Origin of the sequence: Pseudomonas libanensis (assembly GCF_001439685.1) — a bacterium.
GTDB lineage: Bacteria > Pseudomonadota > Gammaproteobacteria > Pseudomonadales > Pseudomonadaceae > Aquipseudomonas > Aquipseudomonas libanensis.
The window spans coordinates 41,403-67,532 of the sequence record NZ_JYLH01000018.1 but is presented as its reverse complement, the minus strand read 5'-3'; the positions used below and the strand labels follow the sequence as shown (position 1 = coordinate 67,532).

The window sequence follows — 26,130 nt, the reverse complement described above, 5'->3', positions numbered from 1 at the left end:
TCCTACAGTTCTTTTGTCCCACCTCTCAACAAACTCCCTTAATCGCTGTCAGACGAACTTCTTGAAATTTAAGCAGTTGCGAAATCGCCTACATTTAAATACTGTATGTGCGTACAGCCTATTAAGGAATGCTCCGTGGCAAAGCCCTCGTCCGCAGCACCCGCATCGCCTGACGCCTACCAGCGCCTGGCCATTCGCGTGCAAAAAATCATCAATTCGACCAACGCCCAGAAAGCCAAGGCAGCCTTGATCTTCCGTTTACCCGATGAGCCGGAGGACGAGTGGCAGCGTCTCCTGGAAGAAATTGCTGAAAACGACAATGTCACCCTGGCCTATCGGGATGACGGCGGCGTGCAGATTTTCTGGGTTGTGCCGAAGGAAGATTGATTGAATGAGTGCCCGCTTTATTGCCCTGTGCTGTCTGTTTTTTACCATCACCGCCCACGCCCAAGCCCCTCGAACCTTCAGCGAAGCCAAGAAAATTGCCTGGAAGCTCTACGCTCCGCAATCCACCGAGTTCTACTGCGGGTGTAAATACACGGGTAATCGTGTGGACCTGAAGGCCTGTGGCTACATCCCGCGCAAAAACGCCAACCGCGCTGCGCGCATCGAGTGGGAACACATCGTGCCTGCCTGGCAAATCGGGCATCAGCGCCAATGTTGGCAAAGTGGCGGGCGAAAAAACTGCACGCGTCACGACGAGGTGTTCAAGCGCGCCGAGGCTGACCTGCACAATCTGGTGCCGAGCATCGGCGAAGTGAATGGTGACCGTAACAACTTCAGCTTTGGTTGGCTGCCGGTGCAAAGCGGGCAGTACGGCTCATGCCTGACCCAGGTGGATTTCAAGGCCAAGAAGGTCATGCCGCGCCCTTCCATTCGTGGAATGATCGCACGCACGTATTTTTACATGAGCAAGCAGTACGGTCTGCGCCTGTCGAAACAGGACCGGCAACTGTATGAAGCCTGGAACAAGACCTATCCGGTGCAGACCTGGGAGCGCCAGCGCAACCAGACTGTGGCCTGTGTGATGGGACGAGGCAACGAGTTTGTCGGCCCGGTGAACCTGAAGGCCTGCGGCTGAATGTGGGCGGGGCTGCCGCCCACTCAGACCCTTACTGCGCGACCTTGTGTTCGATGATCTCCGACACCGTATCGGTTTTCTTGGCCCTGGCCATCTTTTCGTTAAGCAACGCCTGCCTGGCTTCGGCCTCCGCCTTGGTGGCGAACGGGCCCAGCCGCACTTCATCCTTGCCATCGACCTTCACGATGTAAAAACTGAAACCATGCTCCAGCAACCAGGCGGTCAGGTCAGTGATCGCCTGCAGCTTATGGTCCGGCGGGCCGACCCATAGATCCCATTCCTGAGCGGCAATCGCACCGGTTTGTGGCAGGCTTTCGGTCACGGCAGGCTTGGCCTTGGGGGCATCGACCGATTTACCTTCACCGCATCCGGCCAACGCCAACACCACAATTGCCATCGCTACTTTACGCACTGCCCTGCTCCTTTGAGGATCAAAGAGGCGACTTTACCATTCACTGTCTATTCTGGCCGTCATAAACGTTGGCTTAAACAATGCGAATGATGTATCGCGACCTGTATGATGCCGCCATGGGAATTAATGTCGCCTCTATGCGTCCTAAAAGAGGCAGTCACAGGGAAGCGCTTCGCAGTAAGCTACACACATCCGACACCTGCCCTGTCTGAAACATGTGTCCTTAAAAGTAATCAAGGAGAAGTCCATGCTTATACTCACCCGCAAAGTCGGTGAAAGCATAAACATCGGTGATGACATTACGATCACCATCCTGGGCGTTAGCGGCCAGCAAGTACGAATCGGCATCAACGCCCCCAAGGATGTTGCCGTGCATCGCGAGGAAATTTACCAGCGCATCCAGGCTGGCCTGACTGCACCCGACAAAAACCAGACGCCTTGAAACGCCTCAGTAGCCAGCCTTTTCGTTCATTGTAACGGCTGGCGAAAACCCAATTAGCCTGATCGCGCTTTCCGGCGTGGCCAGCGCACCTTGAGCATGGCCCTTCGCTGCAAGATGAAACTGTCAGGGCATCTGGAACTTGTCGGACTATTCGCAGCCCAATTTGTGACGCTTTTTCCTGCCATCCGAGTGCATTCAGGAGCACGTCGATGAGGCCAGCCGCGACGCCCCCACTTATTACCCGATCCTGGCTGATCGCCCTGCTGATCGGCTTGGTTTTCCTGGCGCTCGGGTATGGGCTGAGAGTGGAAGCTGAACGGGCCTTTCCCGATGACCACGCCTGGCTGGACTTGACACTTCTGCTGTGTGGTTACTTGCTGGTATTCTGCCTCAAGCCCATCCAAAAGGTAATTTTGCGCAAGTTGTGCCAACGCGCAGCTCATCGCGCGCACCAGCAAACGCTACGCTAAATGCTGCTGCATGCTATCGGATCGCCGGTATTTACAGTTGAGCAACAAGACCTATGCTTGGGCATGCACAGTCAGTCAAAGGTGCAGGATCAGATGGACACGCTCAGCAAATCCCAAATCGAAAAGGCCTTGGCAGACCGCCTGCCCAGCTACACGGTTGAGTGCACCCTGCATGCCGACGGTACCCTGTCAGCCGTTCTTTGCGGCCCGGAAACCGATCATTTTGCGGTTACCGGGATCGTGCGGGCGCATTATCACGGCACTGAAGCCATCAACCGGCTCGCCACAGAGATACTCAGGGAAATGGTGCTGTCGCGTCAGGGAATGAAAAACAGCCGGTTGCAAGCAGTCGCCTGCACAGAAGGCCGAGCCCGGTAAAGGCTCGGCCTTCTGCGCATCAAGGCGTCAACGGATGGACGCACAGCAAGCCATCAGCGTCGCGTAGCGCCCGCAACCCACTGTATCCCTCGATACAAGCATGCTCAGTCACCATCGGCGTCAGGTGCGCAGAGGTCACGACCATGATATCCGCCCCCGCCGCCTCCCCCGCCCGAATGCCCACGGTGGCGTCCTCGAATACCAGGCAGTCTTGCACCGGCACGCCCAGGCGCTGGGCCCCCAGCACATAACAGGCCGGATCCGGCTTGCCGCTCGCCACATCTTCGGCTGTCACTAATACTTCCGGCACCGGAATGCCCGCCGCTTGCAGTCGGCGCATTGCCAACGCCTTTGGAGCAGAGGTGACCAGCGCCCATTGATCGATGGGCAAGCCCTTCAAAAACTCCACCGCACCGGGAATCGCCACGACACCATCGACATCGTTCAACTCAGCCTCAGTGATCCACCGCGCTTCCACCTCGGGATCGACACCCGGCAAGGCCTGGCGAGTGATCGTATCAATCGCGCGGGCGCCATGAATGGTGGTCAGGAAAGCCTCCACATCCAGGCCGTGACGTTCCGCCCAGATACTCCATACCCGTTCGGCTGCGGCGATGGAGTTAAGCAGCGTCCCGTCCATGTCGAACAGGAAGGCGCGATAGCGCCGGGTAAATACAGTTGGATTCGGGATGGACACTACGCGGCTTCCTCATCAGCTGGCCCCGTGCAATCTACGGATCACCTTCACGCTTGTAAACGCTGAGCCCCCTCAAATCGCCCGCGTATCGGTCTCACGTCAAGAATGACGAACTTGTCATGATCCTGTTGGTTGGCTGTTGGGATCGCCTGGTTACCGTGAACTCACTGCCACTGCGGCAGCCAATCCGTAACGAGAGATACCACCATGAAACTGTTTACCCTCGGTGTTGCCGCCCTGCTCACCACCGGCTCGGCGTTTGCTGCCGACACGGTCCCTGCCTCCAACGTCATTCATGACAAGACCGGCTTCTTCGTACACCTGGATGTCGCCAAGGTAGTGTCGAGTACCGACACCTACGGCCAGTGCGGGGTCGTACCGGCGCAATTGCGTTACCTGGATCACCAGGGACGCGAACATGTGCTGGATTACCAGGTCCAGGGCATCGGTTGCGCCAGTGATAATTGATCGGGCTACACTTGCGCCACCTATTGAAGCAGGGGCATCTGCCATGAACATCCTCGTAGTCGAAGACGAACCCAAGGCCGGCAATTACCTGCTCAACGGCCTTCAGGAGCTGGGCCACTCTGTAAGCCTGGCCCGCGATGGCGTGGATGGCTTGCACCAGGCCCTGGAGACGCCCTTCGACGTAATTGTGCTGGACGTGATGATGCCGAAGATGGATGGCTGGGAAGTGCTGCGCCGCCTGCGTAAAGAAGCCGATACGCCGGTGCTGTTCCTCACCGCCCGGGATGATATCGCCGACCGCATCAAAGGCCTGGAACTGGGTGCCGACGACTACCTGATCAAGCCCTTCTCCTTCGCCGAGCTGGTCGCACGCCTGCGTACCCTCAACCGCCGCGGCCCCAGCCGCGAGGAAGAACAGCTGCACATCGCCGACCTGCACATTGACGTGCTCAAGCGCCGCGTCACCCGTGCCGGCACGCGCATTACCCTGACCAACAAGGAATTCGCCCTGCTGCACCTGTTCGCCACGCACCAGGACCAGGTGCTGTCCCGCTCGTTGATCGCCTCGCGGGTGTGGGACATGAACTTCGACAGCGACACCAACGTAGTGGATGTGGCCGTAAGACGCCTGCGCCTGAAAATCGACGACCCGTTCCAGCTCAAGCTGATCCACAGCGTGCGGGGCATTGGCTACCGCTTCGATACCCAGCCATGAACCGTCATCGCCACTATTCCTTGACCCTGCGCCTGGCACTGATCTTCGCCTTGCTCGCCTTCGCTTTGCTGGCAACCCTGGGCGTGACGTTGTACCGCGAGCTGGAGCGTGAACTGATCAAGCGTGACGACGCCGCGCTGATCTCGCGCGCCAACCAGCTGCGCAACCTGCTTAATGACGGCAACACCCTGGAGCTGATCAAGTCCAAACCGGAGCTGTTCCAGAACATGCTGGGCAACAGTGAGTCGGTATTGAGCATCGCCGCACCCGGGCAGCAAGCGTTATTGCTGGTGAACCCTGGCAACATCCAGATTCCCCCGGTGTCGCCCGTGACGAAAGACCATGCGCTTGGGCTTGCCGACGTGCAGCATTTCCTAGATGTGAGCGGCGTACCGTTGGCCACAGTGGCGGCGACCATCGATACCGGTGACCTGGGCAGCCTGCAAATCACCGTCGGGCGCCTGATGGCCGAGCGCACGACCATGCTCGCACGTTATCGCTTGAACGTATTCATCCTGGCCAGCATCGCAGCGGTGATCCTCGCCTTGGTCGGTTATGTGCTGGTACACCGTGGGTTGCTGCCGTTGCGGCGCCTGGCCAGCCATGCACAGGGCATCGGCGTCAGTAACCTGGCCGAACGTCTCGACAGCCACGGCGCTCCCAAAGAACTGCTGCCGATGATTGATTCCTTCAACACCATGCTTGAACGGCTGGCCAAGGGCTTTACCCAACTGGGCCAGGTCTCCACCGATATGGCCCACGAGCTGCGCACCCCCATCAACAATTTGCTCGGTGAAACCCAGGTCGCCCTGCAACAGAGCCGCAGCATGGAGAGTTACCAACAACTGCTGGCCTCTAACGTCGAAGAGCTCGAACGCCTGGCGCGGATGCTCGATAACATGTTGTTCCTGGCCCGTACCGACCCTGCCAGCGCCTTGCGCCAACGCCAGGAGCTGGACGCAGCGGATGAGGTGGAACGCATCGCAGATTATTTCGAGGGGCTGGCCGGTGATGTGGGCATGCACATCGTTGGCTTGGGCGAAGGTGTGATCTGGGCTGAACCGATGCTACTGCGCCGGGCCCTGGCGAACCTGTGTGCCAATGCCATCAAATATGGCGCGCCGAACACCGAACTGAATATCCAGGCAATCCCGACGACCGAAGGGATCCGCCTGAGGGTCAGCAACCACGGCCAAACCATTGCCGCCGAGCATTTGCCCAGGTTGTTCGAACGCTTTTACCGGGTGGATGAGTCCCGCGGGTGTTCGTCCCAGTCCAATGGGCTGGGACTGTCGATTGTGGCGACCATCATGCAGTTGCATAACGGCCGCTATGGCGTTACCAGTGAAGGCGGCGTGACGTGCTTTGAATTGTTTTTTCCAAAGCGCAACGCGTGATACCTCGCCCGCTCAATCCAAGGCCCCGTTCAGCACTTCGTAGATGATACCGGTGGCAATGGCCACCAAGATCAAGTCGGTTCCCGCTTGCTGCCATTCATAACCATCGTAATGGGGCAACCGTCCCAACAGGCGGCCGTCGAGCTTCTTGGCGATACCGGGTGGCAGCGGCTTGCCACGCGCCAGGTTCTTCTGGATACCTGGTGGCAATGCAGGCCCTGGGCTCCAGTAATCCCGATAACCGCCCAACACATTCAGTACGCTCCCTCGATCAACGCTGGGGCCATGACCACCTGAGCCGCCCTTGCCTTTGAGCTTGTCTTGGCCCTGCCCTCCCTGATTACCTCCCTTGTTATTGCCCTGCCCTCCCTGACTATTGCCTTTGTTATTACCCTGCCCTTGCTCTCCCTGGCTATTACCCTTGTTATTACCTTGGCCCTTGCCATTACCGGGATCAGCCAGGGCAAGACCGCTACTCGCAAACAACGCGAGGGACAACGCGACAGACACGAACTTCGGGCATTTGATCATGATGGTTTTCCAAGGTGGATACGCTTGTGAACTATAGCCGAAGTTGCCCCACCTATATGCGCAGCCCAGCCGTCAGCTCACCTGCCCACCTGTTTCCACGACATCGGCCTGGGTGAGCCAAGCCGTAGAGACCGCCAGCCGCAAGCCTTCAACCTGCGAAGGTTGGCCCGGTGGTGGAGAGCTCGGGATATGGATAAACCCACTGCGTATTCCGGCCCCAACCAGCCGATGCTGCAAAAGATAGAACACCTGGTTGCACACGAAGGTCCCCGCCGTTTGCGAAACCGCTGCCGCAACACCCGCCTCGCGCAGCGCCTTGACCATGGCCTTGATCGGCAACGTCGAGAAGTACGCAGCCGGGCCATCGACCACTACCGCCGTATCAATCGGTTGTTGCCCGAGATTATCGGGGATGCGCGCGTCGTTGATATTGATCGCCACCCGCTCGATGGACATCTCGCTGCGCCCAGGTGCCAGGCCGGTTGCAACCACCATTGCCGGGTTCAACTCGCTGATCAGTTGGGCCAGGTACTCGCCTGCGGTGGCAAAGGCGCACGGCAAGCAACGCGCGACAATCTGCACACCCTCGACCACTTGCACGCCATCGAGCTGTCGCGCCGCCTCCCAGGAGGGGTTCACCAAGTCGTTATCAAAGGGCTCGAAGCCCGTCAGCAACACCGTTTGCATATGAGCCTCACATCAACAGATAAAGCAGCACAATATTGACCACCAGCATCATCAGCGCCGTGGGTATCTGGGCCTTGATCACCGCGTTTTTATCAGGCAGCTCCAATAGCGCTGCCGGTACGATGTTGAAGTTGGCCGCCATCGGCGTCATCAGCGTACCGCAGTAGCCGGAAAACATGCCGATCGCCGCCATCACCGCGGGGTTGCCGCCATAAATCCCCACCAGTACCGGCACGCCGACGCCACCTGTCATTACCGGGAACGCCGCGAAGCCATTACCCATGATCACGGTAAACAAGGCCATGCCCAACACATACACCATCACCGCCACCAACTTGTAATCCAGGTTGATATAAGTAGTGGTGACGTGGGCGACAGCGGTGCCCACCCCGGCTTCATTGAACAGCAAGCCGAGCATCGCCAGCATCTGCGGCAGCACCATCGCCCAGCCCAACGCCTCGGTCAGGCGGCGCGATTCGCGCAAGGCTTGTACCGGCGTATCGCGGGTCAGCCAGCAGGCCAGGCCCAGGGCAATCAGGCAGCCGATGCCGAGGGACACAAAGGTGGTGTTCTTCGGGTCCAGCAGCGGTACACCGCCGATTTCAGTGTGCTTGAGCAATACCGAGCCAATCACCGTGGTCAGCGGGATCGCCAACGCCGGGATAAACAACTTATGGCCCAGGCGCCCGGCACTGGCTCGGGACGCCTTGTCGTGCAATTCGGCGTGCTGGCCACGACCTACACCGCCCAGGCCTGCGATCAACGCCATCACCACCACACCGACACCGATGACCACCGAAGGCAGGCGCTCACCCACCAGGAAGGGTATGGCAAACAGCAGCCAGAACAGCGCACTGGACCAGCGCTTGGGATGGGAACGATCGAGCAGGATCATGCCCGCGGTGATCAGCAACAGCACACCGGCCAGCCAGTACAGGTATTGAATGGAAATGATCATTGCGCAGTCTCCGCCGGGGCGGTGGCAGGGCTCATCTCTCGGGTCAGGCGGCGATCAAAACGATGCAGGCGGATAGCGTGAATGATGAAGGCACAGATCGCCGTGGGAATGCCCCATACGGCAATGTGCAACGGTTCCACATCAATGCCCGAACCCAACAGGAAGGTATGCATCAACGCAATCGCACCGAAAGCGACAAAAATATCTTCACCAAAAAACAGCCCGACGTTGTCGGTGGCCGCGCACATGGCCAATACCTTATGCCGCAGCTTGTCCGGCAGCTTGCCGTAGCGTTTTTCCGCCGCGCCTTCGGCCATCGGCGCCAACAGCGGGCGCACCATTTGCGGATGCCCGCCCAGGCTGGTCAGCCCCATGGCGGCCGTGGATTCACGCACAAACAGATACATGATCAGCAAACGCCCAACCGTGGCGCGCTCGAAGCGGGCGATCCAGTTCTGCGCATGCAGGCGCAGCCCATGGCGCTCCAACAGGCCAATCACCGCCAGCGGCAGTAACAGAATCAATTGCAGGGCACGGGTCTGAAGGAAGCCATCGCCCATGGTGGCGAGAATTTTTTCCAGCGGGAACTGGGCGGCGAACCCAGTGGCGATGGCGGCCGCCGTGACCACCAACAGCGGATTGAAGCGCAATACAAAGCCGACCACGATGACAAGTACGCCGATCAACGGCCATAAGTTCACAACTGTTTGCATGGCGGAGAGGTCCTTTAGTGCGCGCTGCGGCGCCATTACAGCAGGATGTGGGCAAAGGGCTCACAGCATGAATTGGCGTGCAGTCGGCTCGGTTTTTTATTGTTGACCCGGAAGGTCGAGCGTCAGTGGCGGCAACTTTGCTGCCTGGGGGCGGGGGGTGTCCAACAAGAAAAATTGTTGCTGCAAACCAATAATTTTTGTGGGGGATGGCACCACGCAATCGGGCGCCATGGGACGGATTCAACCCAGGCTTTTCGGGAAAAGTCGCGCAGGTGAACCGACGAGGCACCCACCATCGGTTCAGCCGTATGAATTCCCAAACAGGATCTATACTCCACGATGCAGCTGTGTGTACTTGCAGTTCGTTCACGGTGTTATGCCGACAATGAGGGCTCGCGCTATGTATGCCGGACAAATGAGTAATATGGCGACCACCTTTGGCGAGATACGCTGCCAGATGGTCGCCCAGATAATTTGCCTGCTGTCGGTGGCTACGCTGTTCTGCTGACCCACCCTTCAATCCTGAAAGTACGCCGCGAGGCGTCTGCGGGTGACCATTGCCCAAATTCCAGCCAATCGGCATAGGGGGCGGCCTTCACAGGCCGCTCCCCTGCCACACCACCCGGCATGCGGGTCCGCACCGGGCGGTTCGAGAGATTGAGGTTATGAGAGACGTACTAATCCCAGCCTGTCGAACCACGCAATAGTAAGCACGCGATTCAGCTCCAGACGACTGTTATGCCACCAGCGGCAGGTGTTTCCTGCCACCTTCTGCGCCGCCTGGTTACTCGCGCCAAGTGCTCGCAACTCGCGATATGTCGTCGTTCCGCGCTTCCATTGTTTGAGCTGGATAGCTCGCAATCGGTGTCGCATCCATTCGTCCAGCTCACGCCAGACGGCTGTGGTTTGCGACAACCCGAAGTAAGTTTTCCAACCCAAAATGTAAGGGCGCAGCTCATCGACGATTTGCTGCAAGCTACGACCACACGAGCGTCGGGTGTACCAGCGTATTCGCTGCTTGAACTGCTTCTGCGCTTTATAAGAGGCAGCACGCTTAACTTCGTCGCGGTATGACCACAACTCAAAGCCCAAAAACTTGCGACCAAACGCGCTCGTCACCGCACTCTTACTCGCGTTGACGCAGCTTTTCATACAGACGCTTCAGCAAATCCATCACCCGTTGCCCCGCCTTCTGACTACGAACATAAACGTTCGCATCGTCGGCATAGCGCACGAAGTAATGACCTCGACGTTCAAGCTCCCGATCCACTTCGTCCAGCAGCACATTCGCCAGCAACGGCGACAGCGGGCCGCCTTGCGGCGCCCCGCAGCGACTTTTCTCGACCACGCCATTGATCAGCGTTCCCGCATCCAGATACGCACGAACCAGCCGGGTAACCGCCCGATCCGCGATCCGTTTGCGTAAACGATCCATCAAAATATCGTGGTCGGCCCGGTCGAAGAATTTCTCCAGATCAACATCCACCACCACTTTACGTCCTGAAGAAACATAGCGCTGAGCCGCTAAAACGGCGCCCTGCGCACAGCGTCCAGGACGGAAGCCGTAGCTGTGTTCACTGAAAGTCGGATCGAGTAATGGCTGCAAGACTTGCAGCAATGCTTGTTGGATCAAACGATCGGTGACCGTTGGGATACCCAACTCGCGTTGACCGCCGTCGGGTTTGGGAATGGTTACACGCCGTACCGGACTGGGCCGGTAGACACCTGATAGAAGCTGTTCACGAATCGCCGCCCATTGGGTCAGCAGGTACTCGGCCGTCTGATCAATATCCAGACCGTCGACCCCCGCCGCACCTTTGTTGGCCTTGACCCGTTTCCACGCCCGCTTCAGGTTTTCTCTCGCAAAGGCCCGCTCCAGCAGCCCTTGCCCTGCGTTGTCGGTTTCATTTTGCGGGCGATTGACCTCGTCGCTGACGGAGCTTCTCACGGCTTCACCGTTCGCAGTCTCCATCAGCCCCGCGTTTGGCAGGCATCTGACTTCCGGTCTTTCGCATCAACATGGCCTATAACGCTTTCTCTCGTTCGGCCCTTCGTCAAAAAAAGACTACTACGGCCTCTGCTGACTTCTCGCTCCGGCTTGCACCGTCGCCCTTTCAGGCATGAGGCGAGATCTCCCCAGGTAAGAACGCAATCCTTCGCCGCCCTTGGCGCCGTGGATGTCGATCTTGCGTGCTGCGCCCATGCTTTCCTCCAGGCAATAAAAAACCGCCTCAAGGGCGGCGTATGACTATCAACTGGCCTCGCTAAAGGATCTTGTCCCAAGGGATATGCCCAGACAGATATCCAAGCGCAAACACAAGCGCCACGCTGCAAAGAAGAACGAATCGCCACGCTGGCATCTTCGTCGCCATGTCTCGTACCTCTCGTATGATTTTGCTATAGTCCAATGATCCTTCTTCTCCATACCTGACTTATGGGGCGGGATATAAAAACCCCCGGCACGCTGCAAACGTCCGGGGGTTTTGCTTTTTTGGCCCGGCGATCTGCTGATCATCTGCGGGCCAGGGTGTCGGTTTCCCGACAATTTGATGTGTCCCGGTTGTAGTGGGTGATTTTGCATCCCCGCCAAATCCAAGACTTTTAATCAAGTTTAAAAAAACAGGTTACATCTGGTCCTCGGCGTAGATAGCGGCACTGATGATCGCGCCGCCCACCCGCCGTTTTCCGTAGCACAGTGGTACCGGGTTACCCGATGCCGTGGTGTTCTTGGCGCTGCCGAATGCGTAGCCCGGTGTGTTCTCTGGCACTGCGCTGGTCTTAAGTCCGCCAGCCTGGGGGCTGAGCATTTGGATTACCCCGCCCAGAATCATAGATCCACCCATCATGATCAAGGCAGAACCGAACGGTGCGCCGGCGCCGAAGGTGCCGCCGGTGATGACAAGGCCAACAACAATCAGCACCGCACCGATGATGGTTTGTAGTGCTCCGCCTCGCTTGCTCCCAGTGATTACTGGCGCAATGCGAATATCGCCCTCGCCAGTGAATCCAAGCTCCTTTTCCGCCAGGTTCGTCTTGCCGCGAAAGACTGCAAACTCAATACCTCTGGATTTTGCATTGGATAGGAAGCGCTCAAACCCTGGTATTTGGACGCAGAGAGCCTTAACCGCCTCAGCCGGTGTCCTTACGGCAATTCGGAAGGACCGACCAAACTGTCGAAGCTGTCCATAGAGCATAATCGTGGTTATGGGCTGATAATTGATGGAAAGCGCCGCCATGTACTTTTCTCCGGGCAGCAAAAAGGCCCGCCGAAGCGAGCCTTGAATAAATTGCTGATCATCTAAAGGCAGCTTTGCAGCGCCGTCAGCCTTTTGTTGGCAATCCAGTTACCAACCACCGCGTAATACTTCGCCAATGAACCAGTTCCCTGGGGCTGGATATCGACGAAATATTGGGAGCCTTCTGTGAAGACCGTGTATCCAGTATCGCGCCCCGGCTGAAGCGTTGCGCCAGGTGTGCCGCCGAATATCGATTGGTTCTGCCATTCGTAATGAACGCATTTAGCCAACTCCGCGTCGGCTTTCTTCGATGTCAGCACTTTGTACGGTCCCTCTTGGCGAGCCTCGTTTATCGTTGGCGCCATACACCCCGCCAGCATCGCTACCGCCACCGCCGCTATCAAAATCCGCATGTCGTTCCCTCGTTGGTTTGGCGGGACTGTAGCACTAGAGGGCAGAGACAAGGAGCTGCACGCCAACGTCAGCTGAATATCCACCAAAGAACAGCGGCGACTATCAGCCACGCAACAACATGAGCCCATAAAGGGGTAAATACCGCAGGTTGGGCCGCCCTATTGCCTGTCACGTAGAGCTTTGACGAGGAAATGCCGGTACCTGGAATGCTTGTAGTGACTCGCGCCCCACGCTTGCCAAGGTTAACAGTGCTGCCTTTTCCGCCTAAGGATGTACTGATTCCACTTTTGCTCAGGTTGATCTTCACGCCCGGGGCAATTTTGATGCTCTTTCTGATGCGCAACGCCATGACTCGTCTCCTTGAGGAAGGCAGTGAGCCATCATCACTTAGTGTTCAAATAGATTCCAGTGTGTTCAAGCATCCAGTGTGGATGGAATGCCAGTAACCGAGCAGATGCTTAGCGTAGTAGCGTTGTGCCTCTCTTGCCCCCCACAGAAAGGAATCACTATGGCGCTCTTCACAGAAGAATCGTTGCAGTACCTCGAGAAAACAACACCCACCTTGCTCGGTAGCGCACCTTGGAATTCGTTGTTCGGCCCGGGTGAGAAGGTGCTTGTTTCCGGCATATATCGGTGTGAGGGCTGTGGTGACGAGATTACTTCAAACAAAGGCGATCCATTTCCCCCTCAGAATACGCACCAACATCCTGGCGTTTTCGACAGCAAAGTCCAATGGCGTTTGATCGTCGAAACTCAAACGAAAGGCTAAAGGATTCCCCAGTCCTTCGCCTGCAAGCCCAGGGACTGGGATAGCGCCAATATCGGCGCGTTTATGACCTGGAGGTCAATGTGAGTCAACAACCTGTAACTCAAATCGATGACGCCGCGATGCAGCTTACCAACGGATTACTCGCACTTACTCACGTTCTTGCTCAAGTAAACCCCGACCTAACTAAGGGCTTTCTGGGTATGGCAATGCATGGATCAGTGCAAGCAGGACACGGTGACAGCATACTCAAGGCAATTTGGGAAAAAGCATTTCCCGGCGCACCGCTACCTGTCGCCTTATCTCCAGAAGATTTCGCTAAGCGATTTGGCGGCTCGAGCTCTTAACATCAACTGAAATGACGGCATACCGAGCGCAAGCATGCGGCTATTGCAGAGCTGACCCGCGTGATGCGCTCATCTGCGCCCGAGCGGTTCCTGCACTGCGCTGTGGTGACTTGGGCACTGCCTCGGCTTCTTGGTGTTGATGGCAAGCGCTCCACCAACGTTCTACCAGCTGGCTGGTACGAGATGGACAACTGGTCGAACGAGCCGCACCCAATCAAGACGCAGGAGCGCTGGAGGCGTGACATACGCAAGGCGTTGGAGCGCGAAGTGGACTAGGCCTTGGTGTTCGCCCAGGCGTTGTTGGATGCGGAAGGTCTCATTTTCACGCAGCGGGACGAAACGGAACTCAATGGGACACAAGCCGCTTAACGGCAACCGAGCCAATGAGCCATTATTCACCCATCCTGTCATTCCTGCGTGTGTAGGAGTGGATCAAAAGAGCCCGGCCATCGTGTCGGGCTTTTTTGTGCCTCGAAAACTGACTTCACCTGTGCCGAAGTTGACAGCGCTCAAGGGTTGGGCAATGGTTGCGCTCTATTCAAAATGGAGCAGTACCGATGCGAAAGATACTCGCCATAGCAGCACTCTTGATGTCCACCTTCACACTTGCAGATGATCGTGTAACGGTTTCCGATATTCATACAGGCAAGGCTCCTGAAGGATTTGTCGCGGTAATGGGCACTGCTCACAACAACACGAATGCCCAGCTGGGTTCTGTATTTGTGAAGTTCAAGCTTTATGACGCAGCCGGGAATGTAATCGGTAATACAGTGGCTCACGCAGCGGACATTGGCCCTGGTGAGAACTGGAAATTTTCAGCACCTACCACCGCACCCTTTGCTCAGGCAAAGCTAAGCAGCATCGATATCTACTGATTCAGTATTCTGAAAGCCCGGCCAAGCGCCGGGTTTTTGCTGTAAGTGATCTCATTATGGTATTACCTCAGGCTCGAAAAAATTGAGCTCAGGAGAGCCATATGAGAAGAAATTTGAATCATGTAAAACACCTGCTGGACCTCGTCCAGGCACATGCAGACGAGGAGGGGATTAGCATGATTGACCTGTTGCCCAAGTGGGAGGAATCTAGCGGAAATCCAGAAGTCTCTCTTCTTGAGCCTGAGTTGATCTATTTAGTCAATCGCTGTGCGGATGCGGGGTATCTGGCCGTAATCGGCGGTCACTCAGTCCAGTTGACCTGGGCAGGCCATGACTATTTGGATTCTGTTACGGTCAAGCCACTCGCCTGATAAGCCTGATTACCCCAAGAGCCTCGCCATCGTGCGGGGCTTTTTCGTTTTCGGCTCCACCACACCCATTACTCCGAGCTGGGAGAGCTGTGTGAGCCGATTCAATTCCCGAACATGCCCCACGGAGTAGTGCATGGAGTATTACAGCGCCTGCTCGACAAGATCGACAGGTTCGAATTGTTGATTGCGGGCCTGATTGGGGCTGTTGTTGCGAGCTGGTGGCACAAGGACGACTTGTCCGACTGGCGCGCCTGGATGGTGTTCTTGGTCACCGAGGTGGCCTGCTCGCTGTACCTGACGAGCATGGTAAGCGCCTACCTGAATGTCACTGAGCCCAAGATCGTCGCCGGGATTGGTTTTCTCTTGGGCACGTTCGGCGGTTCGCTCCTGGCAGCAATCAACCGAGCCATCAAAGCCGCTGACCTCTGGGCGCTTATCCGCCAGCGGTTCGGGGGAGGCAATCCACCATGAATCTTGAACTGATCAACTCCATCGCCTGCGGCCTGATCGCAGCCTGGGCGACCTGGTGCGTACTGAGCGGGAAGGTGAGGGACGGCATCCTCGGGAAGCTGATCTACTCGACGATCGCCATCAGCGGCTTTGTCGTTATGGCGCGCGGCCAGAACATCTTCTTCGGCCCGACCAGTGCTGGCCTGACGCTACATGTCGCCCTGGCCCTGGCCGGAGCCCGCCACATCTTCATGGTTACGTATTGGCAGCGGGTGAGGGTCTGGCTGTGTCGTATGTTGAATTGCGAACAATGCATGGTAGATAAGGGAGAACTTGGCAGTGGAGAGAAGTAAAATTTTCAGCATTTGGGAGGAGGGCTTTCGCGAGAGCAGTCGATAGGGACTGCATGTGCAATACTCGCCTTTTGCATTAAAAAGGCACAATACGATGGACCATTCTGAAAGAACTTGGGCGCTTTACGGTCTTCTCCATGTCACGTTTTCTGGGTTTGAGTCGCTCCTCGATTACCAATTTGTGCACCATACCCAAACACCCCTGGAAGAATTTCCTAAGGAGTTTGGTCGGAAGACAATTGGAGCCAAGATTCTTACATTGAAGGCATTGTTAAGCGCCCACCCTAGCTTGGCAGATACGGTAACGAAGGCTGAAGCTTTGTTCGCGGATTCGAAACGGAATACGTTTGCCCATGGCCGATTTTTCACTAGTAAAAATGCCGGAGGGGTGAAAGCGGTCAATGCGCGGACTTACCCTGTCTTACCAGAAGATATTGTTGACCTGACTCAGGCTCAGTTTATTGATTTTTGTTCTTCTCTCTCAAAAGCTGTTCACGACTTCCAAGTCGAGCTCGGCATTTCAGAGGAGGCTCTGAATACCTTTGTGCACAAGGTGACCTCCACAAAAAAATAATCCCGGAAAAGCACTATTAATGGTGATGTGCCGCAGGTGAGTGCGGCACGGATGGATCACTTGGCTTTCAGGGCTTCTTGAATCTGATCAACGTACAATGAAAGCCGGCCAAGTTCGGTTTCAAGATCGTGTGGTTTTCCGGAAGAAACGGCGCCTAAGATCAACTCAAGCGCAATCGCGCCTGCAACACCGCGCTGACTATCCGGCGCGAGTCGGTTGTAAGAAAGGTTCCCGGTTGTTGCTATTGCTTTCAAAGCTTCAGACATGCTGCTTTCCTTCCGTTGAGTCGATCCTCACCAATACCGGCAACGCGCCACCATTACAAGCTCAAGGTGATCCATGGACAGGCCATACCCTCCATCGTCACTGCTTGAGCAGTCCGAGCTTTCCGACTTCGGCATACGCCTGACTTCCGCCCCAGAGGTGTTTGAATGGCTCCAAGCTGAGATCCTTGCCGACACCGGCAGCATCTACAACGAAGATCATGCCCATCTACTGGATGCAGACATTCGGATCATTTGGGCGTCTTCGAGCTTCGCCAAGCAGGGACGCACAGTCCTTGGCCAGGCCGAACAGGTACCAGGCCACGGAAGAAGCGTTCAAGCGTCGTGGCCGTCCGGTGGATGAGTTCTCCCAAATCATCGGCGTTGACGTGGCCGACGCTACCCTGGAAGGCTTCATCCACTACGCCACCGCTGCACTGCGTGCCGCGATCGGTTCCAACGCTGGCATGGTGGTCTCGGCCAACATCGAGACCGATGGCAAGAAAACCCTGACTCGCGGGATGCGTAAGTTCGGCGACAAGTTCGGTCGCATTGCCCTGTGGGTCATGCACTCGTCGGCCTATTTCGACATCGTGGACGAAGCGATCGCGAACAAGGTCTACGAGGAGGCTGGCGTCGTCATCTACGGCGGTCTGCCTGGCACGCTGGGCAAGCCAGTGCTGGTGACCGATACCGCACCGGCTGACGTGATTTTCGGTCTGTTGCCGAATGCTGTCGTGATCACTGAATCCCAGGCTCCCGGCTTCCGGTCCTATGAGGTGAACGACGAGGAAAACCTCGGTATTGGTTACCGCGCAGAAGGCACCGTGAACATCGATGTGCTGGGCTACAGCTGGAAGGAAACCACTGGCGGTGCCAACCCCACCCTCGCCGCTGTTGGTTCGGCCGCCAACTGGGTCAAGCACTCGGACAGCAACAAGGTGACCGCCGGCGTGATGACCACCGCCCTGACTTAAACGGGCGATCCGCCTGGCTTTGGCCAGCCTTCAGCGCCGGGACGATATCGTCACATGGTTGAAGTTGGCTGCTGACATGGAAAAGAACACACTCACCGTCTCGCCTGGCAAAACCCAGGGCTACGATAACCCCGTACACCTAAAGATCACCATGGGGGCGGCGCTGCGGGAGGTTGTCGGAGAGTGCCTGCGTTCGCCGCTGGCATCGCCATACCTGATCCATTACAAACCGAAGGCGCGGCGCCGGGAACAGATCGACGCCAAAGACCACTGGACATCGGTCACGCCGGATTACTTGACGAAAGAGTTCAGTAAGGCCAGGGACGCAGCACACGCCTACGACCACGTACCCACTGGTGAGCGCCCCACTTTTCACGAGATCCGCGCACTGGGGTCATGGCTGTACGAACAGCAAAACTTCCCACAGGAGTACATCCAAGCGCTCATGGGCCATGCGGACGAGAAGATGACGAAGCATTATCAGGAAGGGCACGACGAAAAGAAGATCGAGTATGTCGAGGTGGGCGCCGGGTTGGCGTTTTGGGGTGGGGGTTTTGCAAAAGTTTTGCAAAAGTTTTGCAAATCGCAGAAAGCAAAAAGGGGTCACCGTTTCCGATGACCCCTCAAGACCGCCCAGCAGAGCGGATTTTGTTTGGTAGGCGCGATTGGACTCGAACCAACGACCCCCACCATGTCAAGGTGGTGCTCTAACCAACTGAGCTACGTGCCTGCTGTGAGGCGGCATTCTACGGAATTCCGGAGGGGTGTCAACATCTTTTTTGCAGCTAAGCCTATGAATATGCGAATTTTTTATTTGCGCCGGGCACGCCTGTGATTTTCCGGTGGCTGGCAGGCAATTTTCAACTCAGGTAGGATCGCCGCACTCGTAAAAAATATAAAACAGAGGTTCCAGGATGGCGAACACCCCCTACCCCCAGTCATATTACGCCGCTTCCGCCAATGCAGTTCCACCTCGCCCGGCACTGCAGGGCGACGTTGAAACCGATGTGTGCGTGATTGGTGCCGGCTATACCGGGCTTTCCAGCGCATTGTTCCTGCTGGAGAACGGCTTTCGCGTGACTGTCCTGGAAGCGGCCAAGGTCGGCTTTGGCGCCTCAGGCCGCAATGGTGGGCAGATCGTCAACAGCTACAGCCGTGATATCGATGTGATCGAGCGCAGTGTCGGCCCCAAGCAAGCACAACTGCTCGGGCAGATGGCCTTTGAAGGCGGCAAGATCATCCGCGAGCGCGTGGCCAAGTATCAGATCCAGTGCGACTTGAAGGACGGCGGTGTGTTCGCCGCGCTCAACAGCAAACACATGGGCCATCTGGAGTCGCAGAAGCGCCTGTGGGAACGATACGGCCATACGCAGCTGGAGTTGCTGGACGAACGCCGTATTCGCGAGGTAGTGGCCTGTGACAACTATGTCGGCGGCTTGCTGGACATGAGCGGCGGGCACATCCACCCGCTTAACCTGGCGCTGGGCGAAGCGGCCGCGGTTGAGTCCCTGGGCGGTACGATCTATGAGCAATCGGCTGCGGTGCGCATCGAGCGCGGCGCCAACCCCGTGGTGCACACCGCCGAAGGCAGGGTCAGAGCCAAATTCATCATCGTCGCAGGCAACGCCTACCTGGGGAACCTGGTGCCGGAGCTGGCGGCCAAGTCGATGCCGTGTGGCACGCAGGTGATCACCACTGCACCACTGGGCGACGAACTGGCCAGGACCTTGTTGCCGCAGGATTACTGTGTCGAGGACTGCAACTACCTGCTCGACTACTACCGCCTCACCAGCGACAAGCGCCTGATCTTCGGCGGCGGCGTGGTGTACGGCGCTAGAGACCCGGCGAATATCGAGGCAATCATCCGGCCGAAAATGCTCAAGGCGTTCCCGCAGTTGAAGGATGTGAAGATCGATTACGCCTGGACCGGCAACTTCCTGCTGACGCTGTCGCGCTTGCCCCAGGTCGGCCGTCTTGGCGACAACATCTATTACTCACAGGGTTGCAGTGGCCATGGCGTGACGTACACGCACCTGGCAGGCAAGGTATTGGCGGAAGCATTGCGGGGGCAGGCAGAGCGTTTTGATGCGTTTGCCGACCTGCCGCATTACCCGTTCCCGGGTGGGCAGCTGTTGCGCACGCCATTTGCGGCGCTGGGGGCTTGGTATTACGGGCTACGGGATAAATTCGGAATGTAGACACACGTCCAGTGTGAGAGCGACTTGCTCGCTCCCACACTGGTTGAGCGCTTTCTACACTGCTATCAATGCGCGTTGTGTTCGACGGACGGCGCCTGGGCTTGCAGCTTCTGCACATTGCTGACGGCCAGCTCAGCCGATTGGCCGCCCCAGCCTTGGCGCAGGTAATTGAGCAGATCGGTGAGCTGTTGCGCACTGAGCTTTCCGGCGAACCCCGGCATCGGCTGCATGTGCTCGAACCCGGAAAACTTCTGCTCGCCGATACCGTCCTCGATCACCCGCAGCAGGTTGCGCGGGTCTTCCAGACGCAGCGTGGTGTTGCCGCGCATGGCCACCGCGATGTGTGGTTTGCCTTCACCACCCGCGGCATGACAACCGGCGCAGACGTTCAGGTATTCCTGACGACCGCGCTGAGCGCTCGGGCTGAGCTTATCCACGGGCACTTCGACCAGCGCTCGGGCCGGCGGCGGTTTATCGCCCAGCAGGAACGTCGCCATCGCGGCCAGATCCGGATCGCTCAGGCCCTGGGTGCTGTTATGGAACACCGGGAACATCTCGTTAAACATCGTGCCTTGGGCACTCATGCCGTGCTTGAGGAATGTGGCCAGGTCCTGCTCATTCCAGCCGCGAGCCGCCAGGTCAGTGGCGAGCAGGCTCGGCGCCAGATACCCGTTGAGAATGCCGCCGGTCAGGCGCTTGTCCAATTGCATCGCACCCGGCAGGCCGCGAGGTGTGTGGCATTCGCCACAATGACCGAGTACCTCGACCATGTACTGGCCGCGTTTCCAGGCGTCGCTCTTGCCTTCGGCCGGCTCCAGTTCCAGGGCTTTGCCGTACAGCAGGTTCCAGCCGATCAGGCCCAGGCGCACATTGAACGGAAAGCTCAGGCGGGTCTCTGGCGCTGCGCGTTCTATGGGCTCGATGGTTTTCAGATACGCATGAATCGCGTCGGAATCTTCACGGGGCATCAGGTGGTACGAGGTGTACGGCATCGCCGGATACAAATGCGCACCGTCGCGACGCTTGCCTTCGGTCAGCGCAGCGAAGAACTCCTCATCGCTGTACAAACCGATGCCCTGCGCTTTGCTCGGCGTGATATTGGTGCCATAGATCGTGCCGAACGGCGAGACGATCGGCAGGCCGCCCGCAAATGGCGCGCCGCCCGGTGCCGTGTGGCACGCCATGCAGTCAGCTGCGCGGGCGAGGTATTCGCCGCGCTTGACCTGATCATCGGCATGGGCAAACAACACCGGCGCAGCCAGGCCGACCGCCAGGGTCAGGCGGGTCAGAAATAGCTTCATGCTTAACCCTCCTTGACCAGGCCGAGATCGTTCAGCACGTTGCGGGTGGCGTTGTAGTAACGCACGTACCCGGTGCACCGGCAGATGTGATGGCCCAGGCTGTCTTCGATAACCTGCTCCAGTTGGCTTTGCACAATCGGCTGGCGTTGCAGCTTTTCCACCAACACCGTCGCCGCATTAACGAAGCCCGGTGCGCAGTAGCTGCACTGGAACGCGAACTCGTCCACGAAGCGCTGCTGGATCGGATTCAGCTCTGTGACCTGCCCCGACTCGTCACGCTTGGCGTGGGATTCGATGGTGCGCACTTTCTTGCCTTCGAAATAATGCGCACCGGTGATGCACGTGCGCACTTCTTCACTGGTGCCATCCGGGTTGTCGACGATCACCACGCAAGCGTGGCAAATGCCTTGGCCACAGCCAAGCCGCGAGCCGGTGAGGTTCTTGTATTCGTGCAGGTAATCGATCATCGGCAGGTCATCAGGGATGTCCACCGGGCCGACGGATTGACCATTGAGGGTCAGTTGAAGCGGACGGTCAGCCATTGAGGGCCTCCTTGATGCGCTCAGCCGTGATTGGCAGGTCGCGAACACGTTTACCGATGGCATGGGCCACGGCGTTACCGATGGCCCCGACGATCGGGATCATCACCACTTCAGCGATCCCCTTGGACGGGTCGCTTGGCGACAACGCCGGCAGAATCTCCGACGTTTGCTTCCACACGGCTACGTGACGCGCCATCGGCAGACGGTAACGGTTGAAGTTCCAGTCGCCCTCCCCCGGCCCGCCTTCGTACAGCGGCATCTCCTCCATCAACGCGTGACCGATACCCATGGCGACGCCGCCTTCGAGCTGGCCTTTAACCAATTCCTCTACCAACACACGGCCGCACTCGATCCACGAATGGTGATTGAGCACTTCGACCTGCGCCGAGCCCTTGTTGACCTTCAACTCGACCAATGTGGCCACCGGGCTGTAGTAAGTCACGGCAGCGTTGTTCAACTGCGTCGCGGGGTAGCTGATGTTCTGGCGGTCCAACAGGTGGAAACCGGCGGTGCTCATCAGCGCTTGCTTGGCTTTCGGTGCACCGTCGCCGTACTTCACCGCCAGACCATCGAGGGGCAGACGCTCGCGCACGCCGTCGATGCTGTATTCAGCCTCTGCCCAGCTCCAGCGGTTGAACCCGTGGACCGTGGCAGCGGTGACCAGGCCACGCTCGTGGGCGTGTTTGGCCAACACCTCAAAGCTCAACGGCTGCATGCCGTTGGCGGTGAGCTTGCCGTCGACCCAATGCGCATCCTCACGGCGTACCACATAGGGGTTGGCCTGGCCGCCGAACGGGCCCTGACGCCAGATCTCCAGCGCCGCCGGCCACAAACCGTGGTTGAACAGTACGCGTGCCGCTTCACGGGTGGCGTGGCTGAAGTAATACGCCGAGTTGGTGGCCGAAGACGCCGAAGCGAGCTTGCCAACCCACCGCGGATTGCGCAGCAGATTGTCCTGCTCGGCCTGGCTCATGATGTAAGGGTTGCCACTGGTGATCAGCTGCATCTCTTTCCAGTCTGTTTCGCCGGTCTTCACCTCGTGCGCCGGGCTGCCGAGGAAATCAGCGACCACCAGCGACTGCGAGGTAGACATGCCGGTGCCGATTTCGATACCGATGTGGCGCAGGCTGATGCGACCGTCTGCGCTGAATTCGATACTGGCCATCGGCGCTTCGGAACCGGTGCCGAAGTCTTTCTGGCAGATGGCGAAACCGACGCCGTACCAGTTATCCGGGTCAGCGGCTTCGCGTTGTTTCTTGATCGCGTCACGGTTCTTCCACACGTCGTGCACAGCAGCCTTGTCGAGAATTTCGTGCAGGCGCAAGGCACCGGCAGGAATGGCGCCCTGGGTGTTCTTCATGCCCGAACGCAGTGCATTCTTGCGACGCAGCTCGATGGCATCCACACCGAGGCGACCGGCGATTTCGTCGACCATCATTTCCGTCGCGGCCATGCTCTGCAGGGTGCCGTACCCGCGCATCGAACCGGCTTCAACGCCCCGCGAGTGATAGGCGGTGACTTGCAGATCGTTCTGCGGCATGTAGTAGATCGATTGCGCGGCCGTGGCGCCTACTGCGGCGACCGATGGGCTGTAGTTGATCCGGCCACCGCCGTCGACGCTCATGTCAGCCAGAAAGATCTTGAAGCTGTGATCGTTCTTGTCGACAGCCAACTGATAGCGGATGTCGAACGAGTGACGCTTGATGCCGCTCTGGAACTGCTCGTAACGGTCATTGGCCAGACGCACCGGCACGCCGCCGCCATACAAGGCTGCGAGGGCGGCATAGTAGACGAAGATATTGTGGTCTTTGGAGCCGTAACCCACGGTATAACCAGGGTGCATGTTCAGGTTGGCCAGGCCGAAGCGCGACGGCGAGATCATTTTTGCGGTCTCGGTCGCAACTTCCAATGGGCACTGGGTGGCCACTACGAAGTGCAGGGTCTTGGTCGCTGGATCGTACCAACCGTTGCCGTTATCCGGCTCCATGGCCGCGGGCTCGATCGAAGGGGTCTTGTAGCGCTCGTCAAACACCAGCCAGTTGTCCGGCGGCGTGTTGATCTGGCTCTTCATGCGCTCGGCGTAGAACAGACCGCGCTCGGTCAGGTTGCCGTGCAGGTTTGGCTGGGAATTCCACACCGGGCGCCGGTTTTTCAGCATCGGGAACAGGATCGAATCCTTGAGGCTGGCGAATTCATCCTCATCTGCCGAGGTCGGGCCGCCAACGCGCACATAGCGAAAGCTACCGTAAGGGTCGCCTTGGTAGTACGGCACTTTGGCGCCGTAACGAATCGCCTTGTCATTGAACTTGAGTTTATTTTTTGCCTGACGGAACCGCTCGAAATCGTTCCAGATCAGGATCGCCACCGGATGACCGATGAACATCGGCACCTTGCCTTCTGGCAACAGTGGATCCGGAGCATGTTCTTCCGGGAACACGATACCGTCGTTGTCCAGGTCGGCAGCGGTAACAATACGGTCCGGCTGCAGGTCGGCGCCGAGCCACGCCAGGTCGTAGCCCGCATAGATATGGTCGGCCTTGGTGGTCTTGAGCAGCATGGCGTGACCTTGCTGCGCAGGCCAGCCGGGCATGTCCCTGGAGCGGATGTCGCGGGCGAAGACTTTGCTGCCGCAGACTTTCGACAAGGCATCGTTACGCTGGCGCGCCTTGCCGTTATTGCCCAGCCATTTTTCGGAGGGCACGGTGACACTGTTTTCCATCAAGGCCGCCAGCGCCTGGGTGCTGAGCGGCGTGAGCGTGACGCTCACACCTGCCACCAGCCCGCCCTGGAGGAACGAGCGCCGGGTTATTTCACGGTTGGACATGGATCATCCTCTGAGCGGTTATAAATCCGCCCTTATGGTTAAGTGCAGCGAATCTGGAGACTTGCAGAAGCCTTTTTGGACGTACTAAAAGGCCATGATGACAGTGCAAAGTTGACCAAAGGGTTAACTTTAAAGGTTTCTGCGCCTGCGGCAAATAACCACATGGAAATTTTTTGACACAACAATGCAAAACGGCCGACAAGATCGATACGATCTGTCGGCCGTTTGCCTGTTAATGCGGGGGATTGGCGTAGCTCAAGAGATTGTGGGCGTTCGCTGAAGCGAACACGATGGTGAGGTTTTACAAACGCCAGACACAAAAAACCCCGGTCTTTCGACCAGGGTCTTTGCTATCGGATCAAGTCAGCCTGTGGCTTTCTTGTGCTTCAAGGCGTTCAGTGGGCCTTGAGGCAGATATGGCGCAGCGGACGGGACTCGAACCCGCGACCCCCGGCGTGACAGGCCGGTATTCTAACCGACTGAACTACCGCTGCGTATCGCTTGGCTGATTGAGCGTAAAGCCTCAACCACCTTTAAACATCTGATCGATCAACCTGGGTTGTTCAATCTCAAGCCCGATACATCGAACCTGGAAAATATGGCGCAGCGGACGGGACTCGAACCCGCGACCCCCGGCGTGACAGGCCGGTATTCTAACCGACTGAACTACCGCTGCGCGTCGGTGCAACCTTTAACGTTGCGTCTTGCCCTGGAGCAAGACTCTCAAGAAGTGGTGGGTGATGACGGGATCGAACCGCCGACCCTCTGCTTGTAAGGCAGATGCTCTCCCAGCTGAGCTAATCACCCTTTGCTTCGTTGAGGCCGCGAAATTTACGCAGGTAGCGGACCTAAGTCAATAGCCCGCTTGAAGTTTTTCTGAAAAAGACAAAATCACTTCAAGACAGCTACCCCGCCCTACTCGCTATAAATCATCTTCTTGCTCATGCCACCGTCCACCACAAACTCTTGCCCGGTGACAAACCCGGCCTGACGCGACAGCAACCAGGCTACCATCGCCGCCACGTCCTCTACCGTGCCCACCCTGCCCGCAGGGTGCTGGGCATGATCGGCGTCGGTGAGCGGCTCGGCACGGCGCGCGGCAGGATCACGCGCATCGATCCAGCCGGGGCTGACCGCATTGACCCGTACTTCCGGGCCCAGGCTCATGGCCAAGGCGTGGGTCAGGGCCAGCAGGCCACCCTTGCTCGCCGCATAGGCTTCGGTGTCCGGCTCCGATTGACGGGCCCGGGTCGACGCCAGGTTGACGATGGCACCGCCGTGGGCGCGCAGGTAAGGCGCACAATGCTTGGCCAGCAGCATCGGCCCGCTGAGGTTCACCGCCAGTACGCGATTCCAGTGGGCCAGATCGAGGCTTTCCAGAGTGATATTGCGCGGATCGGCCACTGCCGCATTGCATACCAGCGCATCCAGGCGCCCGAACTGCCCCAGCACCTCGGCGACACCCTGGGCGACTTGCTTCTCGTCGGCCACGTCCATGGTGATGAACCAGGCATTCTCGCCCAGCACCTTGGACACCTTGGAACCGCGCTCGCGGTCCAGGTCGGTCAATACCACCTGCCAGCCTTCGCTGATCAGCCACGCGGCAATACCGAGGCCAATGCCGCGCGCCGCCCCCGTTACCAGCGCAACACGCCCGTTAGTGGCCGCGGCAGCCTCCATGGACCACTCG

General features: G+C 58.0%; 33 protein-coding genes, 4 tRNA genes and 3 pseudogenes. 20 read left to right on the top strand and 20 right to left on the bottom strand.

The features are described from left to right. The first annotated feature begins 135 nt into the window (after positions 1-135). Positions 136-387, top strand: coding sequence for a DUF1654 domain-containing protein (locus tag TU73_RS23960; protein ID WP_156421251.1), 252 nt, complete (start codon positions 136-138; stop codon positions 385-387). Between the two features lie 4 nt (positions 388-391). Beyond that, the gene (locus tag TU73_RS23955) at positions 392-1,081 is read left to right on the top strand and encodes an endonuclease (protein ID WP_057014275.1); all 690 of its coding nucleotides are present in this window, start codon (positions 392-394) and stop codon (positions 1,079-1,081) included. Between the two features lie 31 nt (positions 1,082-1,112). Here TU73_RS23955 and TU73_RS23950 read toward each other — a convergent pair whose 3' ends face one another. After that, the gene (locus TU73_RS23950; RefSeq protein WP_046068919.1) at positions 1,113-1,478 is read right to left on the bottom strand and encodes an SPOR domain-containing protein; all 366 of its coding nucleotides are present in this window, start codon (positions 1,476-1,478) and stop codon (positions 1,113-1,115) included. A 262-nt stretch (positions 1,479-1,740) separates the two neighbouring features. Here TU73_RS23950 and csrA point away from each other — a divergent pair, with 262 nt between their 5' ends. The 3 genes from csrA (at position 1,741) to TU73_RS23935 (ending at position 2,783) form a co-directional block, all read left to right on the top strand. Continuing rightward, the gene (gene csrA, locus TU73_RS23945) at positions 1,741-1,935 is read left to right on the top strand and encodes a carbon storage regulator CsrA (RefSeq protein WP_003192511.1); all 195 of its coding nucleotides are present in this window, start codon (positions 1,741-1,743) and stop codon (positions 1,933-1,935) included. 209 nt (positions 1,936-2,144) lie between these two features. Next, positions 2,145-2,405, top strand: a complete 261-nt coding sequence (locus TU73_RS23940; RefSeq protein WP_057014274.1) for a hypothetical protein — start codon at positions 2,145-2,147, stop codon at positions 2,403-2,405. 93 nt (positions 2,406-2,498) lie between these two features. Next, positions 2,499-2,783 carry a hypothetical protein gene (locus TU73_RS23935; RefSeq protein ID WP_057014307.1) on the top strand — a complete coding sequence of 95 codons (285 nt, stop codon included), beginning with the start codon at positions 2,499-2,501 and terminating at the stop codon, positions 2,781-2,783. 19 nt (positions 2,784-2,802) lie between these two features. On the opposite strand, the gene TU73_RS23930 is transcribed toward TU73_RS23935, so the two are convergent. Continuing rightward, on the bottom strand, positions 2,803-3,480 hold the full coding sequence (locus TU73_RS23930; protein WP_057014273.1) for an HAD family hydrolase: 678 nt from the start codon (positions 3,478-3,480) through the stop codon (positions 2,803-2,805). Between the two features lie 207 nt (positions 3,481-3,687). Here TU73_RS23930 and TU73_RS23925 point away from each other — a divergent pair, with 207 nt between their 5' ends. From TU73_RS23925 to TU73_RS23915, 3 genes are read left to right on the top strand one after another with little or no spacing between them, the layout of a single operon-like run. After that, entirely contained in the window at positions 3,688-3,948 is a 261-nt protein-coding gene (locus tag TU73_RS23925; RefSeq protein ID WP_057014272.1) for a DUF2790 domain-containing protein, read from the top strand. Between the two features lie 43 nt (positions 3,949-3,991). Beyond that, positions 3,992-4,663, top strand: a complete 672-nt coding sequence (locus TU73_RS23920; RefSeq protein WP_046068923.1) for a heavy metal response regulator transcription factor — start codon at positions 3,992-3,994, stop codon at positions 4,661-4,663. Continuing rightward, complete coding sequence (locus TU73_RS23915) at positions 4,660-6,060, top strand: heavy metal sensor histidine kinase (protein WP_057014271.1); 1,401 nt, start codon at positions 4,660-4,662, stop codon at positions 6,058-6,060. Before TU73_RS23920 ends, TU73_RS23915 begins: the two co-directional genes overlap by 4 nt. A 12-nt stretch (positions 6,061-6,072) precedes the next feature. On the opposite strand, the gene TU73_RS23910 is transcribed toward TU73_RS23915, so the two are convergent. The 9 genes from TU73_RS23910 to TU73_RS23875 form a co-directional block, all read right to left on the bottom strand. After that, positions 6,073-6,591, bottom strand: a complete 519-nt coding sequence (locus tag TU73_RS23910) for an anti-virulence regulator CigR family protein (protein WP_057014270.1) — start codon at positions 6,589-6,591, stop codon at positions 6,073-6,075. A gap of 72 nt (positions 6,592-6,663) precedes the next feature. After that, positions 6,664-7,278 carry a pyroglutamyl-peptidase I gene (pcp, locus tag TU73_RS23905; RefSeq protein ID WP_057014269.1) on the bottom strand — a complete coding sequence of 205 codons (615 nt, stop codon included), beginning with the start codon at positions 7,276-7,278 and terminating at the stop codon, positions 6,664-6,666. A gap of 7 nt (positions 7,279-7,285) precedes the next feature. Continuing rightward, the gene (locus TU73_RS23900) at positions 7,286-8,236 is read right to left on the bottom strand and encodes a DUF979 domain-containing protein (protein WP_046068927.1); all 951 of its coding nucleotides are present in this window, start codon (positions 8,234-8,236) and stop codon (positions 7,286-7,288) included. Then, the gene (locus tag TU73_RS23895; RefSeq protein ID WP_057014268.1) at positions 8,233-8,949 is read right to left on the bottom strand and encodes a DUF969 domain-containing protein; all 717 of its coding nucleotides are present in this window, start codon (positions 8,947-8,949) and stop codon (positions 8,233-8,235) included. Before TU73_RS23895 ends, TU73_RS23900 begins: the two co-directional genes overlap by 4 nt. 663 nt (positions 8,950-9,612) lie before the next feature. Further along, a complete protein-coding gene (locus TU73_RS29695) occupies positions 9,613-10,101 on the bottom strand; it encodes a group II intron maturase-specific domain-containing protein (RefSeq protein ID WP_425311734.1) in 489 nt (162 codons plus the stop codon). Beyond that, positions 10,076-10,921 carry a group II intron reverse transcriptase/maturase gene (gene ltrA / locus TU73_RS29690; protein ID WP_425311733.1) on the bottom strand — a complete coding sequence of 282 codons (846 nt, stop codon included), beginning with the start codon at positions 10,919-10,921 and terminating at the stop codon, positions 10,076-10,078. Before ltrA ends, TU73_RS29695 begins: the two co-directional genes overlap by 26 nt. A 652-nt stretch (positions 10,922-11,573) precedes the next feature. Continuing rightward, a complete protein-coding gene (locus TU73_RS23885) occupies positions 11,574-12,185 on the bottom strand; it encodes a tail assembly protein (protein ID WP_057014267.1) in 612 nt (203 codons plus the stop codon). Between the two features lie 62 nt (positions 12,186-12,247). After that, positions 12,248-12,598: a hypothetical protein gene (locus TU73_RS23880; protein ID WP_057014266.1), complete on the bottom strand. Its 351-nt coding sequence runs from the start codon at positions 12,596-12,598 to the stop codon at positions 12,248-12,250. A gap of 68 nt (positions 12,599-12,666) precedes the next feature. After that, complete coding sequence (locus TU73_RS23875; RefSeq protein ID WP_156421250.1) at positions 12,667-12,948, bottom strand: DUF4236 domain-containing protein; 282 nt, start codon at positions 12,946-12,948, stop codon at positions 12,667-12,669. Positions 12,949-13,107: 159 nt separating this feature from the next. Here TU73_RS23875 and TU73_RS23870 point away from each other — a divergent pair, with 159 nt between their 5' ends. The 8 genes and pseudogenes from TU73_RS23870 (at position 13,108) to TU73_RS23845 (ending at position 16,335) form a co-directional block, all read left to right on the top strand. Then, entirely contained in the window at positions 13,108-13,368 is a 261-nt protein-coding gene (locus TU73_RS23870; protein ID WP_057014265.1) for a hypothetical protein, read from the top strand. An 80-nt stretch (positions 13,369-13,448) separates the two neighbouring features. Then, the gene (locus tag TU73_RS29050) at positions 13,449-13,712 is read left to right on the top strand and encodes a hypothetical protein (RefSeq protein WP_156421249.1); all 264 of its coding nucleotides are present in this window, start codon (positions 13,449-13,451) and stop codon (positions 13,710-13,712) included. A gap of 18 nt (positions 13,713-13,730) precedes the next feature. Further along, positions 13,731-13,985 (top strand): annotated as a pseudogene (locus tag TU73_RS29415) (hypothetical protein); the annotation flags it as partial. Positions 13,986-14,269: 284 nt separating this feature from the next. Next, positions 14,270-14,587 (top strand): FxLYD domain-containing protein, encoded by a 318-nt coding sequence (locus TU73_RS23865; RefSeq protein ID WP_057014264.1) that lies wholly within the window; start codon positions 14,270-14,272, stop codon positions 14,585-14,587. Between the two features lie 176 nt (positions 14,588-14,763). Beyond that, the gene (locus TU73_RS23860; protein ID WP_156421248.1) at positions 14,764-14,958 is read left to right on the top strand and encodes a hypothetical protein; all 195 of its coding nucleotides are present in this window, start codon (positions 14,764-14,766) and stop codon (positions 14,956-14,958) included. 129 nt (positions 14,959-15,087) lie between these two features. After that, positions 15,088-15,429, top strand: coding sequence for an MFS transporter (locus TU73_RS23855; RefSeq protein ID WP_231984781.1), 342 nt, complete (start codon positions 15,088-15,090; stop codon positions 15,427-15,429). Further along, a complete protein-coding gene (locus TU73_RS23850) occupies positions 15,426-15,761 on the top strand; it encodes a hypothetical protein (RefSeq protein ID WP_057014261.1) in 336 nt (111 codons plus the stop codon). The genes TU73_RS23855 and TU73_RS23850 overlap by 4 nt, the downstream gene beginning before the upstream one ends. Before the next feature lie 94 nt (positions 15,762-15,855). Next, positions 15,856-16,335, top strand: coding sequence for a hypothetical protein (locus TU73_RS23845; protein ID WP_057014260.1), 480 nt, complete (start codon positions 15,856-15,858; stop codon positions 16,333-16,335). Between the two features lie 56 nt (positions 16,336-16,391). Here TU73_RS23845 and TU73_RS23840 read toward each other — a convergent pair whose 3' ends face one another. Further along, positions 16,392-16,601: a hypothetical protein gene (locus tag TU73_RS23840; RefSeq protein WP_057014259.1), complete on the bottom strand. Its 210-nt coding sequence runs from the start codon at positions 16,599-16,601 to the stop codon at positions 16,392-16,394. 73 nt (positions 16,602-16,674) lie between these two features. Here TU73_RS23840 and TU73_RS29685 point away from each other — a divergent pair. The 3 genes and pseudogenes from TU73_RS29685 to TU73_RS28670 form a co-directional block, all read left to right on the top strand. Beyond that, positions 16,675-16,914, top strand: a pseudogene (locus TU73_RS29685) (putative metallopeptidase); the annotation flags it as partial. Next, positions 16,913-17,575: pseudogene (locus TU73_RS23835) on the top strand (major capsid protein); the annotation flags it as partial. The pseudogenes TU73_RS29685 and TU73_RS23835, both read left to right, overlap by 2 nt. 7 nt (positions 17,576-17,582) lie before the next feature. Further along, positions 17,583-18,194 (top strand): tyrosine-type recombinase/integrase, encoded by a 612-nt coding sequence (locus TU73_RS28670; RefSeq protein WP_331714123.1) that lies wholly within the window; start codon positions 17,583-17,585, stop codon positions 18,192-18,194. A 34-nt stretch (positions 18,195-18,228) separates the two neighbouring features. Here TU73_RS28670 and TU73_RS23825 read toward each other — a convergent pair. Then, positions 18,229-18,305, bottom strand: a tRNA-Val gene (locus TU73_RS23825). 184 nt (positions 18,306-18,489) lie between these two features. On the opposite strand from TU73_RS23825, the gene TU73_RS23820 reads away from it, so the two are divergent. Beyond that, the gene (locus tag TU73_RS23820; protein ID WP_057014258.1) at positions 18,490-19,773 is read left to right on the top strand and encodes an NAD(P)/FAD-dependent oxidoreductase; all 1,284 of its coding nucleotides are present in this window, start codon (positions 18,490-18,492) and stop codon (positions 19,771-19,773) included. Between the two features lie 65 nt (positions 19,774-19,838). Here TU73_RS23820 and TU73_RS23815 read toward each other — a convergent pair whose 3' ends face one another. The 7 genes from TU73_RS23815 to TU73_RS23785 all read right to left on the bottom strand — a co-directional run bounded on the left by TU73_RS23815 (position 19,839) and on the right by TU73_RS23785 (position 26,120). After that, a complete protein-coding gene (locus tag TU73_RS23815) occupies positions 19,839-21,074 on the bottom strand; it encodes a c-type cytochrome (protein ID WP_057014257.1) in 1,236 nt (411 codons plus the stop codon). 2 nt (positions 21,075-21,076) lie between these two features. Next, complete coding sequence (locus TU73_RS23810) at positions 21,077-21,616, bottom strand: (2Fe-2S)-binding protein (protein WP_043049549.1); 540 nt, start codon at positions 21,614-21,616, stop codon at positions 21,077-21,079. Then, positions 21,609-24,440 (bottom strand): xanthine dehydrogenase family protein molybdopterin-binding subunit, encoded by a 2,832-nt coding sequence (locus TU73_RS23805; RefSeq protein WP_057014256.1) that lies wholly within the window; start codon positions 24,438-24,440, stop codon positions 21,609-21,611. Before TU73_RS23805 ends, TU73_RS23810 begins: the two co-directional genes overlap by 8 nt. Before the next feature lie 417 nt (positions 24,441-24,857). Beyond that, positions 24,858-24,934, bottom strand: a tRNA-Asp gene (locus TU73_RS23800). Between the two features lie 105 nt (positions 24,935-25,039). Beyond that, positions 25,040-25,116, bottom strand: a tRNA-Asp gene (locus TU73_RS23795). A 55-nt stretch (positions 25,117-25,171) separates the two neighbouring features. Continuing rightward, positions 25,172-25,247 (bottom strand) — tRNA-Val (locus tag TU73_RS23790). A gap of 108 nt (positions 25,248-25,355) precedes the next feature. Beyond that, entirely contained in the window at positions 25,356-26,120 is a 765-nt protein-coding gene (locus tag TU73_RS23785; RefSeq protein WP_046068931.1) for an SDR family oxidoreductase, read from the bottom strand. Positions 26,121-26,130 lie beyond the last annotated feature (10 nt).